This is a genomic window from Gramella sp. Hel_I_59, from assembly GCF_006714895.1.
GTDB lineage: Bacteria > Bacteroidota > Bacteroidia > Flavobacteriales > Flavobacteriaceae > Christiangramia.
In genome coordinates, this window is sequence record NZ_VFME01000001.1 from 2,797,175 (window position 1) to 2,810,309 (window position 13,135).

Consider the following 13,135-nt stretch of genomic DNA (forward strand, 5'->3'; position numbering starts at 1 on the left):
AAAAAACCGGCCAAGGCCGGTTTTTTTGTTCGATAAATTCAGATTATCTGTTGCGCCAGAAGAATGGCGTTAATATGATAAGTACCGTAAACAGTTCCAGTCTACCTATCAGCATTAAGAAAGCTGACCACCATTTTCCGAAATCTGATAAAATATCAAAATTGTTCACGGGACTCAAACCTCCAAAGGCTGGACCGATATTCCCCAGTGAAGATGCAGCACCTCCAATGGCCGTTTGAAAATCCAACCCCATTCCTGCAAATACTACTGCACCAATAATAAAGGAGAGCATATATAGTATAAAAAAGCCCAGAATATTAAAAACGATCTCTTTACTAATCGACTTCCCATTGAATCGTACCGGAAGTATCGCGTTGGGATGTAAGGTTCTCTTAAATTCGATGATTCCGTTCTTGATCATGATAATATGACGCATCACTTTCACTCCCCCAGCGGTACTCCCTGCGGAACCACCCAAAAAGAACAATCCAAAATAGAGAATAGTTAGAAAAGGCGTCCACATCGTATAATCGGCAGAAACAAATCCGGTAGTGGTGATCACGGTTAAAACCTGGAACAGAGAATGTCTGAAGGCGCTTTCGGCTTCACCCCAAACCATTGGATGCTCAATACTTGAAATTGCAACATCTGCCTGGAAATAAACCACAAGTGCTGAAATTGCCGTAAATCCAAAGATGAAAAACATGTACCACTTAAACTCATCATCATGCAGAATTTTCTGCACCTGACCCTTAAAAGCAAAATAACTCAATACAAAGTTACTTCCCGCCAGCAGCATAAAAAGTATGATGATATACTGAATTACAGGGTTATCGTTCCAGTAAGCTAAACTTGCGTTCTTGGTAGAAAAACCTCCCGTGGATAATGTGCTAAAGGCATGATTAATAGCATCAAAAAAGGTCATTCCAGCTACCCATAGAAGGATAGTTTCGGCTACCGTATAGGAAACATAGATAAGCCATAGACGCTTGGCGGTATCTGTAATACGCGGTTTTAATTTGTCTGCGCTTGGTCCCGGGGACTCAGCAGAGAATAATTGCATCCCTCCTATTCCAAGCAATGGCAGGATCGCTATGGCTAGAACGATAATTCCCATTCCGCCAATCCAGTGGGTGAGACTTCTCCAAAATAGAATTCCCTTTGGGATCGCTTCAATATCATTAAGAATGGAAGCACCGGTAGTGGTGTATCCAGACATAGTTTCGAAAAACGCATTTGTAAAAGTTGGTATAGACTCACTAATGAGGTAAGGGAGACTACCACTTAAGGCCATAAAGATCCATCCAAAAGTCACAATAATATAACCTTCTCTTTTCTTTACTTCCTTACTATGGCCACGGGTAGTGAACATGAGCAAGGTCCCCGTAAATAATGTTACAAGAGCAGCGGTTGAAATTTCAAGAGTTACCCCATCGTCATATATATAACTTACAAGGGTCGCCAAAAGCATAAAGCCACCATTACACAGCAGCAATAATCCCATCACATGAAGAATTATCTGATAATTCAATCTGGGCATTAGAGGAAAAGTTTTTCTACTTTGTTAATAGATCGTGGTAAACAACAAACCACAATTCTGTCTCCGGGTTTGATTAGAAAGTCACCTAAAGCGATCAAACCTTTGCCATCGCGAATAATTCCACCGATAATTGCTGAACGCGGGAAATCCAAATCCTTGATCTTTTTATTTGAAACCTGAGAATTTGGTTTTACGATAAACTCCAGAAGCTCGGCATTCATATTATTCAGCTTGGTCATCGCTACGACCTCACCTTTTCTTACATAACGGAAAATATTATTTGCCGCCAGTAGTTTTTTATTAATTAGTGTATCAATACCAATAGAGTGACTTAGTTGAAAATAATCCATATTCTCGACCAAAGAGATGGTTTTCTTAACACTCTTCGATTTAGCTACAAGGCAGGACATGATATTAGTCTCTGAATTCCCCGTTACAGCAATAAAAGCATCCATATCATGAATGTTTTCTTCCTCCAGTAATTCAACATTGCGACCATCGCCGTTGATAATCAAAACATTTGGAAGTTCATCTGCCAGTTCATATGCCTTTTCACGATCTTTCTCTACCAACTTAACGTGAAAATTGTTACGACAAAGATCCTGTGCAGTTTTTCTACCAATCTTACTACCTCCAAGAACCATTATATTCTTAATATCCTGCCTGACTTTTCCGGTAAGTTTGTATAACTCCTCTACACCATTTTTTAAGGTAATAAAATAAACCTGATCACCTTCTTTAAATTGGGTATCTCCTCTAGGTATCAACGTGTATTGAGTTCCAAATCTCTGAATTGCAATTGGAACAAAATTTAATTCTGGAAAGATTTTGGCTGCTTCCTTTACTGTCTTTCCCACAAAGGTCGCGGTTCTGGACAAACTCACACCAATCATGGTTAGTGCACCCTCCTCAAATTCGTAGCTATCATTGAACGCCGACTGATTCAGCAGCAATTCGATTTCACGCGATGCAAGGGCTTCCGGAGAAATAAGTTCATCTATCCCGAAACGGGTGAATCCCAGTTCCCCCTGATTTTCGAGATATTCGGTATTAGAAATTCTTGCGATCGTCCTTTTTGCTCCAAGCTGCTTGGCCAGTACACATACCGTAATATTAGTAGCCTCACTTGAGGTAACACTAATTACCATGTCTGTATGTTTCACCTGCGCATCCTTCAATATTCTGATGGAGCTGGCATCGCCTTTAATGGTCCTAATATCCAGATGAGTATCAGCATAAGCAAGATTATCTCTGTTTGGGTCAATTAGCGTAATATCCTGAGATTCAAAGGAGAGTAATTTAGCTAAATGAAATCCTACTTCACCTGCGCCGGCGATAATTATTTTCATATAACAGCTTCAAATTGTGAAAGCAAAGTTAAGTTATTTTGCAGAAAGGAAAAATCTCTTTTCAGAGATAAATAATCGGCTAATATCCATTATTTTCTACATATCGGTTATCTTTGAAGCAAATTTCACCTATGAGTAAGAAAGTTACTCCATACAAAGACTCGCAGCTCACCAAGAAAAAGCAGGTAGAACAGATGTTCGACAATATATCTGACAACTATGATGGGCTAAACAGGGTTATTTCTATGGGAACCGATGTAAGCTGGCGAAAGAAGGTTGTTGCTGCAGTTGCTGCAACTAATCCTGATAGTATTCTTGATATTGCTACTGGAACTGGCGATCTGGCCATTCAAATGGCTAATACCGGAGCGAACAGAATCGTTGGTCTTGATCTATCTGACGGAATGTTAAGTGTAGGTCGAAAAAAGATAGCCGCTAAAGAGTTGGATGTTGAAATCGAAATGATTCAGGGAGATTCTGAAAGTTTACCGTTTGATGCTGATAGTTTTGATGCGATTACTGTTGCCTTTGGGGTTCGAAATTTTGAAAACCTGGAACTCGGCCTTTCAGAAATATTTCGTGTGTTGAAGCCTGGTGGTATTTTCGTGGTTCTGGAAACTTCAGTTCCAACAAAATTCCCTTTTAAACAAGGGTATAAGGTATATTCCTCCATGATATTACCGGCTATAGGAAAGTTATTTTCAAAGGACAAGGATGCCTACTCCTACCTAAGCGAAAGTGCTGCAAGTTTTCCTTATGGCAAGGAGTTCAACAATATTTTATCGAAAACCGGGTTTACTAATGTGAGAGACTTACCTCAAACCCTGGGAGTCTCCACTATATACATTGCTTCAAAGTAGATACATGAAGAAATTTTTTATAATTGCCCTTTTTCTATTCATTTCAAATGCTTCTTTCGCCCAATTATTTTCAGGGGAGAGCGTGGTAAATCAACCTAATATCGACAATGCTCGATGGTCCTGGGGTTATTTTCTAGGCTTTAACAGTTATGATTTTGATTTTGACTATATCGATTATAATCCAGATCCCGTAACAGGTCAGGATTTTAGAATTGGAACTAGAACTGGTTTTAATGTAGGGTTAGTTGGAAATTTAAAATTACACAACAATTTAGATCTTAGGTTAGAGCCTGGCGTCAACTTCAATACTAGAGATTTCCAGGCGCTCAAAGCAGATGAAAGTACCTATAGAGAAATAAGCGCGACGTATGTCCATATTCCATTATTACTGAAATTTAACGCTAACAGGCTGAATAACTTCAGGCCTTTCGTGACCGGTGGTCTTTCTACTTCGATAAATCTAAGTAGCAATGAGAATAATCCTGACGATAATTCTGCTGGACAATTCCGTATGAAAACCAACACATATTATTACGAAATTGGGTTTGGTATAGATCTATATTTATATTACTTCAAACTAACGCCTTCAATTAGAGGAGTATTTGCAATTAATGACGAATTAGTGAGAGATGAAGACCCCAATAGCATATATACGGGCAACGTAGATTCAATGTCCTCAAGGGCAGTTTTTATCAACTTCACTTTCCAATAGACTCCTGTCTTCGGAATTCTGCGAGGGTAATAGCCGTTGCCGTTGCCACATTGAGACTTTCAGTATTTTGCTCCTTACCATATTGGGGAATGCTTATCTTCTGATTCACTAAATTGTGAATTTCAGAAGAAATGCCATTTGCCTCATTTCCGAAGATGACAAAACTTTCTGATTTTAACTCACTTTGGTAAATATCGGAACCTTCTAAAAGTGTTCCATATATGGGGAAAGATTGTTTTTCAGAAATGAATTCATATAAGTCTGTATACACAATATTTACACGGGACAGAGAACCCATACTGGCCTGTACTACTTTGGAATTAAAACAGTCTACTGTATCTCTGGAACATATAAGATCTGTGATCCCGAACCAATCGCAAAGCCTGATGATGGTCCCAAGATTTCCAGGGTCTCGAACTCCATCCAAAACTACCTTCAATCCATTTTCTGCTACCGGTAAATCTTCTCGCATTCTGAAAACTGCAAGATAATCTGGAGCAGTAGTCAGGGAGCTTATCTTGGCTAGATCGGTTGAGTTCGCCGCAAAGAAATCTCGCTCATTAACCTCTTCTAAATTCCGGGTTCCAAACAAAGCATATAGCTCAAAATCAGATCTCAAAAACTCTTTTATCCCTTTAATTCCTTCAACAATGAATAGCTTTTCACGAAGCCTGTGCTTTTTTTGAGAAAGACTTTTTATTAACTTAATCTGGCTTTTGCTTACCATACAAAAAATGTATTTTTGAGCCCTAATCGATTATACTTGACACGGCTTCTCGCAAAAATATTATTATTTTTTTTAACGACTATTCTTATCCTTAGCTGTAATGCTGTAAAAAGATTAGAAGCCGATGAAAACCTGTTGGTGAAAAATGAAATTTTCGCTAATGACGAACTAGTCAAAGATTCCAGAATTAAAAATCAGCTTTACCAAAAACCAAATACCAAATTATTGGGTTTTCCGCTTAGACTGCATTTCTACAATTTAGCACGACCTGAAATTGACAGTATCCTCACAGAGAAATTTCTTGAGAACGAATCCAGAAGAAAGCGACTTACAGCAATACTATCCAAAAAACAATTTGATCAATATATATATTCCAAAAAAGAGTTCAACCATTGGATCAAAAGAACTGGAGAAGCACCTGTAGTTCTAAATAAAGAGCAGGCAGATAAATCAGTTAACAGGTTAAAATCCTGGTACTGGAATAATGGATGGTTCAATGTAGAAGCAGATTACAAGGTGTTGCCTATAGAAAATAAAGATAAACGGGCTAAAGTAGAATATTATGTCAAACCTGGAAAGCCTTACACGCTAGACTCGCTTACTACAGAAATTGCTTCGCCAGCCCTGGATAGTCTTTACCAGTCTAACAAAACTGAAAGTGAGATCATAGCCGGTACGCAGTACAACACCCTAGATTTCAACGAGGAAAGAGATAGATTATCAGACCTTTTCAGGAACAATGGAGTGTATAATTTTGACCAGGAATATATAAGTTTTGACGCAGATACTGTGGATACTAACCACAAGTTAAACACTACTCTAATCATAAAGAATGAGCGGAATAATATAGGAGACAGTATCACCCGAACTCCCTTCAAGATCCATACGATAAGTAAAGTAAAGATCTTTACAGATTATAGTTTCGCTAATAGAAATATGCCGATTCTGGACAGTGCAACTTATCGGCGGTATGAGCTATTTAGTTTTGAAGACATGCGTTATAAGCCAGAAGCTGTTACCGATGCTGTTTTCATTAGACCCGGTATGATTTATCGTGATCTTGACCGAACAAGAACCTATAATAGACTAAATTCACTGCGAGTTTTTAAGTATCCCAATATTCAGTATACTCCAGATCCTTCAGATAGCACAAACACTAAACTGATCTCTAATATATTTCTAAGTCCGCTTCCAAAGTATTCGCTTGGATTCGATTTTGATGTTTCACAAAGTAATATTCAGAAATTCGGAATTGGATTCGGAGGATCATTTCTGATCAGAAATATTTTTGGCGGACTGGAGAACCTGGAATTATCTGGTCGCGGTAGTATTGCTTCTTCTACAGATGCGGCAGCAAGTGCAGATAAAGACCGTTTTTTCGATATTACTGAAGTTGGTGCCGATCTAAAATTGACCCTTCCGAGGATATTTTTACCTATAGATACTGAAAGGCTTATTAAGAAATACATGGCACCTTTTACCAGTATGAGTCTTGGATTTAGCTCCCAGAGAAATATTGGCTTGGATAAGCAAACATTTTCAGGAATTTTGAATTATAACTGGAACCCCTCCAAACAGCTTACCAACAGCCTCGATTTACTCAATATCCAATACGTTAGAAATTTAAATACTGAAAACTACTTCAATGTTTATCGGAATTCATTTGAAGAATTAAATTCTATTGCACAGCGAAGTAATTTTAACTTCAGCACTCCGGGAAGTGATTTGCAAATTCCTGAAGAAGCCGATGGATTTATAGATTATGTCATCAACGAAGACAGACCCAATACTGGTTTGGAGAATGAAGACTACCTGAACACACTGGACATTTACGAACGTAAGCTGAGACTTACTCAAAACAACCTGATCTTCGCTTCCAGTTATACTTATTTATGGAACACACGGGAAAGCCTTTACGATAAGGAATTCTCGCGTTTTAGATTCAAAATTGAAACCGCTGGAAATGTGTTATCAGCTCTATCTAATGTTTTCAATTACCCTGAAAATGATCAGGGAAATGAGAAAGTTTTAGGAGTGGCATATTCACAATATGTCAAAACTGAATTGGATTTCATCAAACACTGGGATCTTGGGAACGATCAAATATTTGCTGTTCGTGCTTTTGGAGGAATTGCCATACCTTATGGTAATGCAAATGATATTCCAATCACCAAAACATTCTTTGCTGGTGGACCCAATGACAATCGTGCATGGCAGGCGTATGATCTTGGTCCAGGTAGTAGCGGAAGTATTTTAGAGTTTAATGAAGCAAACCTGAAACTTGCATTCAACGGAGAATATCGCTTCGGAATATTTGATCAGTTTAAGGGTGCTTTATTCGTAGATGTGGGAAATATCTGGAACGTTCTTGATTCCAGAACTTCAGAAGATGTAGTTTTCGAGCAGTTTTCAGATCTTGAAGAATTAGCTGTTGGTAGTGGATTTGGTCTTAGGTATGACTTTAACTTTTTTGTCTTAAGATTTGATATAGGCTTCAAAACTCATGATCCGGGACAACCTGAAGGAAATCGATGGTTTCAGGAGTATAATTTTAACCATGCTGTTTATAACGTAGGAATCAATTATCCTTTCTAAGCCAGTTTATTTTCTTATTTTTGTGAACCTAATCAACTAAAAGTTATGAGTCACAATATCAAACCGGGCGTTGCCACTGGAAAAGAAGTTCAGGAGATTTTCAATTATGCAAAAGAGAAAGGCTTTGCCCTTCCTGCTGTAAACGTAATTGGTTCAAGTAGTGTGAATGCTGTTCTGGAAACGGCTGCTGAATTAAATTCCCCTGTAATTATCCAATTTTCTAATGGTGGTGCGCAATTTAACGCTGGTAAAGGATTGTCGAATGAAGGAGAACAGGCTGCAATTGCCGGTGGAGTTGCTGGTGCCAAGCATGTGCACGAAATGGCAAAACTTTACGGAGTACCAGTGATAATGCATACAGATCACTGTGCTAAAAAATTGCTTCCGTGGATCGACGGACTTTTAGATGCTAGTGAAAAACACTACGAACAATTTGGCAAACCTCTATATAGTTCTCACATGATAGATCTTTCCGAAGAACCTTTGGAAGAGAATATGGAGATCTGTAAAAAATATCTTGAGAGAATGTCCAAAATGGGAATGACTCTGGAGATCGAACTTGGAATTACAGGTGGTGAGGAAGATGGAGTAGACAACTCTGATGTTGATGCTTCCAAACTTTATACTCAACCAGAAGAAGTTGCATATGCATATGAAGAATTAAGCAAAGTGAGTGATCAATTCACTATTGCTGCAGCTTTCGGAAATGTGCACGGTGTTTACAAACCAGGAAATGTTAAGTTGACTCCAAAGATCCTGAAGAATTCTCAGGCATATATCACGAAAAAATATAACGTAGAAGAAAATCATATTGATTTCGTTTTCCATGGTGGAAGTGGTTCTACAGTAGAAGAAATTCGTGAAGCTATTGGATATGGCGTTATCAAAATGAATATTGATACCGATCTTCAATATGCATACCTGGAAGGAATTCGTGATTACATGGGATCTAAAAAGGATTACCTGGCTACACAAATTGGAAATCCTGATGGGGACGATGTACCTAACAAGAAATATTACGATCCACGTAAATGGGTTAGAGAGGGTGAATTAACTTTCAAGACTCGTTTAAAGAAAGCTTTTGAGGACCTTAATAACGTAAATACTTTATAAATAATTTTTCAAAACAGTCTTTTTCTTCGGAATCAGACTGTTTTTTATTGCCATAAATTTGACAACCCTGACGATTAAAATTTGAAAGAAATGGCTTGGTTTAAAAGAACACAAAAAGGGATTCAAACTCCTACTGAAGATAAGAAAGATGTCCCTAAAGGCTTGTGGTACAAGTCACCAACCGGGAAGATCGTAGATGCTGAACAATTGGAAAGCAATTTTTATGTAAGTCCGGAAGATGGATACCACGTAAGAATTGGTAGCAATGAGTATTTCAAAATTCTCTTTGATGACAACAATTTCAAGGAACTTGATAAGAATGTTACTTCCAAGGATCCTTTAAATTTTGAGGATACTAAGAAATACACAGAAAGACTTAAAGCTGCGCAGGAAAAGACTGGTTTAACAGATGCAGTACGAACTGCTGTTGGAAAATCTAAAGGAAAAGACCTGGTGATCGCTTGTATGGATTTTAAATTCATTGGTGGATCTATGGGTTCTGTTGTAGGAGAAAAAATTGCTCGAGCAGCAGATTATGCACTACAGAATAAAATTCCGTTTATGATCATCTCCAAATCTGGAGGTGCCAGAATGCAGGAAGCTGCACTATCATTGATGCAACTTGCAAAAACTTCAGTGAAGTTAGCTCAACTTGCCAATGCACAAATTCCTTATATATCCCTTGCTACCGATCCTACAACTGGAGGAACTACGGCGAGTTTCGCTATGTTAGGAGATATTAATATCTCTGAACCAGGAGCTCTAATAGGATTTGCAGGACCAAGAGTTGTAAAGGATACGACCGGTAAAGATCTTCCAAAGGATTTCCAGACTTCAGAATTTCTGAAAGAAAAAGGGTTTTTAGACTTTATCACACATAGATCTGAATTAAAAAATAAGGTGAATTTATACCTTGATCTAATTCAGAATCAACCAGTGAGAAAATAGTTAGACATTTCAGTTTACAGAATAAAAAAACGACCTGATCTCTCAGGTCGTTTTTTTTGTTTCTGTACTTCAGCATTAATCGATCTTTCCTGAAACATGATCTTCTCTAACTTCTGGATCACGATACTTGCAACAATCATCAAGCTTAGCATAAGCTTCATCTGTAGCTTTCAAGTGATCAAGGTCATGACCAGCCTCTAATATATTACCTTGAATCGTTTTAAGATCTGTTTTATTTTCATTGAAGATCAACTGTAATTCCTGAGTTTCTAAGTTCCAATCGGCAAATTTGACACCCTTCGATGTTATACCTGCTTTCTCGATTCTATCCTTGCACATCATACAAACACCATCCACTTGAAATGACGCCTTTGCATTGCGATCCTGAGCAAACATGCTGGTAGAACCTATCATAAAAATTAATAATACTAAGTATTTCATATTCTTTTGTTTAATTCAATTTAAATCTAAATCCTGCGTAGTATAAATTACCAAAAACGGGACCATAAACGAGGGTTGAGTCAAAATAATCTCCAAAGGGATCTTCCGCAGCAAGAATTGGTCGATCCTGTCTAACATTCGTAATGTTTTCTCCTCCAATATAAACCTCGAATCTACCTGAAAAAACCCTGGTTATTTGTGCGTTTAGTGTACTTAATGATGGCGAATATTCTCCTACCTGGAACTCCTCCGGATTTGTGGCTGTAGACGGAAATCTTTGTTCCCCGAGCCAATTATAGGTAGCGTCAAACTTCCACTGACTATTATTTTTTATTCTAGTTTCATAGGAAAGATTCGCAAAGACTCTATGTTCTGGAATAAGGGGCTTGATCTTAGTTCCAGTCTGGTACTTAGTTTTTACATCGTAAAATTTATATGCCATTCTTAGATCGAGGCGCTCTGCAGGATTATAGCTTAATTCAGCCTGAAAACTGTTAGCATAGCTTTCCCCTTTCAGGTTATAAAAACTTATTTCCTGTGGGTTTTCCCAGTCAACTACCACCTGGTTCTGAAAGTCCGTACGATAATAATCAAAAATCAGCTCTGCTTTTCTACTGAAAATGTTGAAACCCTGCATATATGAAATTCCGTAATTCCAGGCGATCTCAGGATCCAAACCATAAATATCTCCACTAGAACTTCTTTGAATATTGATCTCCCGGGAAGACGCGAATAGATTTTGATTTTCAGCAAAAATATTGGCAGCACGTTTGCCACGACCAAATGATGCTCTCAACGCCGATTTTGCCCAAGGTCGATACCTCGCATGAACTCTTGGAGTTAGAAAGAAACCAAGCCGATTATGATAATCTGCACGCACTCCTGCGGTAAGATTTAGCTTGTCCATATCGTCAAAGTTATATTCGAAAAAACCACCTACAGAATTATCTTTACGAACGTAATCTGTATCTTCTACTAGCTCATCATAAGAATCCTGAGTAAAATCAAGACCAGTCTTGATCTTGTGTCTGGAGTCACTTATAATACTATTATAAATGATATTAGAATAAATACTATTATGCTCTATATCATAAACTCTTAGACCAAAATAGGAATCCTGCTGATGATTGCTCACCGCTAATTGCATTCCAATACTCTGCCACGGAAGTTCTGGATTTACATATCCTAGTTTTCCTGAAAACTCATAACGTTGCGTATTAATCTCACTTCCCCAGGCATTTGTGGTTAATTTATCTGTATCAGGATCGAAATCGAGCTCTCCGGTTTGCTTTTCATCATTAAGATAGCGGAAATTCATAAATGCCACGATCCCGTTCTCGTTGTCAATATATTGCCAGCGATTCATCAAATTGATCTGATTATACAAGGGCATATCCAGGAAGTTATCGTTATTAACATCATGCTCTTCCTGTTGCGAGTTTCCGTGAACAAAGATTCCTGTACTCCACTTCTTATTCAGTTGAGTATTATAATGAGTGTTAAGTTCCAGGCGCTTACTGCTGGCACCATAAAGGTTTACAAATAGTTTATCTGAATTTGCAGGTTTCTGAAGTTCAGCGTTGATCTGGCCGGCAATACTTTCATAACCATTAACCACACTACCCGCTCCTTTAGTAATCTGAATACTCTCCACCCATGTTCCCGGCGTGAAGGAAAGTCCGTAAGCCTGAGCGGCTCCTCTAACCGATGGAATATTTTCAGTAGCGATCAATATATAAGGACTGGTTAATCCAAGCATCTTTATTTGCCGGGTTCCCGAAATAGCATCAGCAAAATTGACGTCTATGGAAGGATTGGTTTCAAAACTTTCGGAAAGGTTACAACAGGCTGCTTTTAAAAGTTCATCACTGCTAATATTCATGACATTCGTAGACTCCAGATAAGATCTTGAAGTAGCTTTTTTACGAGAAACCAGGTCTACTTCATCAAGGTTTGCTGAAGGACTTAGTTCATGAATAAAATTATCCCGATTGTTCTTTATACTAAGAGTATCTGATTTATAGCCCATAAAACTAATGATCAGCTTATTGTATTCCTTTTTATACGGAATTGAAAATTCACCGTTGAAGTCGGTTATGGTTCCAACTTCGGTATTTAGCCAGTAGACATTTGCTCCAGGAACAGGCATTTCTGTTCCCAGTTCCTGTACTCTACCACTGAAAGTATCCTGTGAAAAGATTACCGCAGGGAGTAGTAATAAAATGAGAGATTGTATGATTTTCATCAATTGAATTTTGATTTTTGATAATAATTAAAGTACCCTCCGCCAGTCTTACTGCGGAAAGTGATAATTCTATTAAAAATCTAAATTCAGATTAAATATACCTGATAGCATGACTGAAGGTCAAAGCTAATAGTAGGTGGATCGTAATGAAGTAAATTTTCCGGGCTTTTAGATTCCGGTTGAAAGAGTGAAAAGAAAGCGTTGCCAAATGCAACAAGAAAGACCTGTTGATCTACATCCAGATCGTCGATTTTTTTAACCGTTGTAATGTCCTGCCCTTCCAGTACATCAACAACATCCTTACAACATTCAGATTCAGAAGGAATTTTTTCTTCAGTACCTGAACAACCCGGGCATTTCTCCAATTCAGAAAAAACGGAAGTATCAACCAGTCGCTCGCCACAGAAATGCTTTTCAATAGCGAATGAATTAGTAGTTACCAGCACTAATAGAGCTAGCAAGGATACCAGAAGTTTATGAGGAAATGCAATTTTCACTTTGCAAAAATATGAATTTTGATTGAGTCTATAAATTTAAAACCTAATACATACGGAATAAAAAATAAATGATATCTTTGCCGCCTGACAGAAATGCTGTCAATACAT

11 protein-coding genes are annotated in these 13,135 nt (G+C 38.0%); 5 read left to right on the forward strand and 6 right to left on the reverse strand.

Annotated elements, in window-relative coordinates; translation table 11 throughout:
* Nucleotides 1-43: 43 nt before the first annotated feature.
* Nucleotides 44-1,540 carry a potassium transporter TrkG gene (locus JM79_RS12900; RefSeq protein WP_141878542.1) on the reverse strand — a complete coding sequence of 499 codons (1,497 nt, stop codon included), beginning with the start codon at nt 1,538-1,540 and terminating at the stop codon, nt 44-46.
* Entirely contained in the window at nt 1,540-2,889 is a 1,350-nt protein-coding gene (trkA, locus tag JM79_RS12905; RefSeq protein ID WP_141878543.1) for a Trk system potassium transporter TrkA, read from the reverse strand. Before trkA ends, JM79_RS12900 begins: the two co-directional genes overlap by 1 nt.
* 131 nt (nt 2,890-3,020) lie before the next feature.
* Between trkA and ubiE the strand changes: the two genes are divergently transcribed.
* Both ubiE and JM79_RS12915 read left to right on the forward strand, forming a co-directional pair.
* Nucleotides 3,021-3,749, forward strand: a complete 729-nt coding sequence (gene ubiE, locus JM79_RS12910) for a bifunctional demethylmenaquinone methyltransferase/2-methoxy-6-polyprenyl-1,4-benzoquinol methylase UbiE (RefSeq protein WP_141878544.1) — start codon at nt 3,021-3,023, stop codon at nt 3,747-3,749.
* 4 nt (nt 3,750-3,753) lie between these two features.
* Nucleotides 3,754-4,461 carry a porin family protein gene (locus JM79_RS12915; protein ID WP_141878545.1) on the forward strand — a complete coding sequence of 236 codons (708 nt, stop codon included), beginning with the start codon at nt 3,754-3,756 and terminating at the stop codon, nt 4,459-4,461.
* On the opposite strand, the gene JM79_RS12920 is transcribed toward JM79_RS12915, so the two are convergent.
* Nucleotides 4,448-5,188, reverse strand: a complete 741-nt coding sequence (locus JM79_RS12920) for an RNA methyltransferase (protein WP_141878546.1) — start codon at nt 5,186-5,188, stop codon at nt 4,448-4,450. The genes JM79_RS12915 and JM79_RS12920 overlap by 14 nt on opposite strands.
* A gap of 138 nt (nt 5,189-5,326) precedes the next feature.
* Here JM79_RS12920 and JM79_RS12925 point away from each other — a divergent pair, with 138 nt between their 5' ends.
* The 3 genes from JM79_RS12925 to accD all read left to right on the forward strand — a co-directional run bounded on the left by JM79_RS12925 (nt 5,327) and on the right by accD (nt 9,844).
* Nucleotides 5,327-7,783: a BamA/TamA family outer membrane protein gene (locus JM79_RS12925; RefSeq protein ID WP_347707212.1), complete on the forward strand. Its 2,457-nt coding sequence runs from the start codon at nt 5,327-5,329 to the stop codon at nt 7,781-7,783.
* 45 nt (nt 7,784-7,828) lie between these two features.
* Nucleotides 7,829-8,896, forward strand: a complete 1,068-nt coding sequence (gene fbaA, locus JM79_RS12930) for a class II fructose-bisphosphate aldolase (RefSeq protein WP_141878548.1) — start codon at nt 7,829-7,831, stop codon at nt 8,894-8,896.
* Nucleotides 8,897-8,986: 90 nt separating this feature from the next.
* Nucleotides 8,987-9,844, forward strand: coding sequence for an acetyl-CoA carboxylase, carboxyltransferase subunit beta (accD, locus tag JM79_RS12935; RefSeq protein WP_141878549.1), 858 nt, complete (start codon nt 8,987-8,989; stop codon nt 9,842-9,844).
* Between the two features lie 75 nt (nt 9,845-9,919).
* Here the strand turns inward: accD and JM79_RS12940 are convergent, their stop codons facing one another.
* The 3 genes from JM79_RS12940 to JM79_RS12950 form a co-directional block, all read right to left on the reverse strand.
* Nucleotides 9,920-10,285: a cation transporter gene (locus tag JM79_RS12940; protein WP_141878550.1), complete on the reverse strand. Its 366-nt coding sequence runs from the start codon at nt 10,283-10,285 to the stop codon at nt 9,920-9,922.
* A 10-nt stretch (nt 10,286-10,295) separates the two neighbouring features.
* Nucleotides 10,296-12,530: a TonB-dependent receptor gene (locus JM79_RS12945; RefSeq protein ID WP_141878551.1), complete on the reverse strand. Its 2,235-nt coding sequence runs from the start codon at nt 12,528-12,530 to the stop codon at nt 10,296-10,298.
* Between the two features lie 86 nt (nt 12,531-12,616).
* Nucleotides 12,617-13,027 carry a hypothetical protein gene (locus JM79_RS12950; RefSeq protein ID WP_141878552.1) on the reverse strand — a complete coding sequence of 137 codons (411 nt, stop codon included), beginning with the start codon at nt 13,025-13,027 and terminating at the stop codon, nt 12,617-12,619.
* Between the last annotated feature and the right edge of the window lie 108 nt (nt 13,028-13,135).

Excerpts from the sequence above, each read along its gene's own strand:
- JM79_RS12900 (WP_141878542.1), bottom strand. The coding sequence starts at position 1,540 with ATGCCCAGATTGAATTATCAGATAATTCTTCATGTGATGGGATTATTG.
- trkA (WP_141878543.1), bottom strand. The coding sequence starts at position 2,889 with ATGAAAATAATTATCGCCGGCGCAGGTGAAGTAGGATTTCATTTAGCT.
- ubiE (WP_141878544.1), top strand. The coding sequence starts at position 3,021 with ATGAGTAAGAAAGTTACTCCATACAAAGACTCGCAGCTCACCAAGAAA.
- JM79_RS12915 (WP_141878545.1), top strand. The coding sequence starts at position 3,754 with ATGAAGAAATTTTTTATAATTGCCCTTTTTCTATTCATTTCAAATGCT.
- JM79_RS12920 (WP_141878546.1), bottom strand. The coding sequence starts at position 5,188 with ATGGTAAGCAAAAGCCAGATTAAGTTAATAAAAAGTCTTTCTCAAAAA.
- fbaA (WP_141878548.1), top strand. The coding sequence starts at position 7,829 with ATGAGTCACAATATCAAACCGGGCGTTGCCACTGGAAAAGAAGTTCAG.
- accD (WP_141878549.1), top strand. The coding sequence starts at position 8,987 with ATGGCTTGGTTTAAAAGAACACAAAAAGGGATTCAAACTCCTACTGAA.
- JM79_RS12940 (WP_141878550.1), bottom strand. The coding sequence starts at position 10,285 with ATGAAATACTTAGTATTATTAATTTTTATGATAGGTTCTACCAGCATG.
- JM79_RS12945 (WP_141878551.1), bottom strand. The coding sequence starts at position 12,530 with ATGAAAATCATACAATCTCTCATTTTATTACTACTCCCTGCGGTAATC.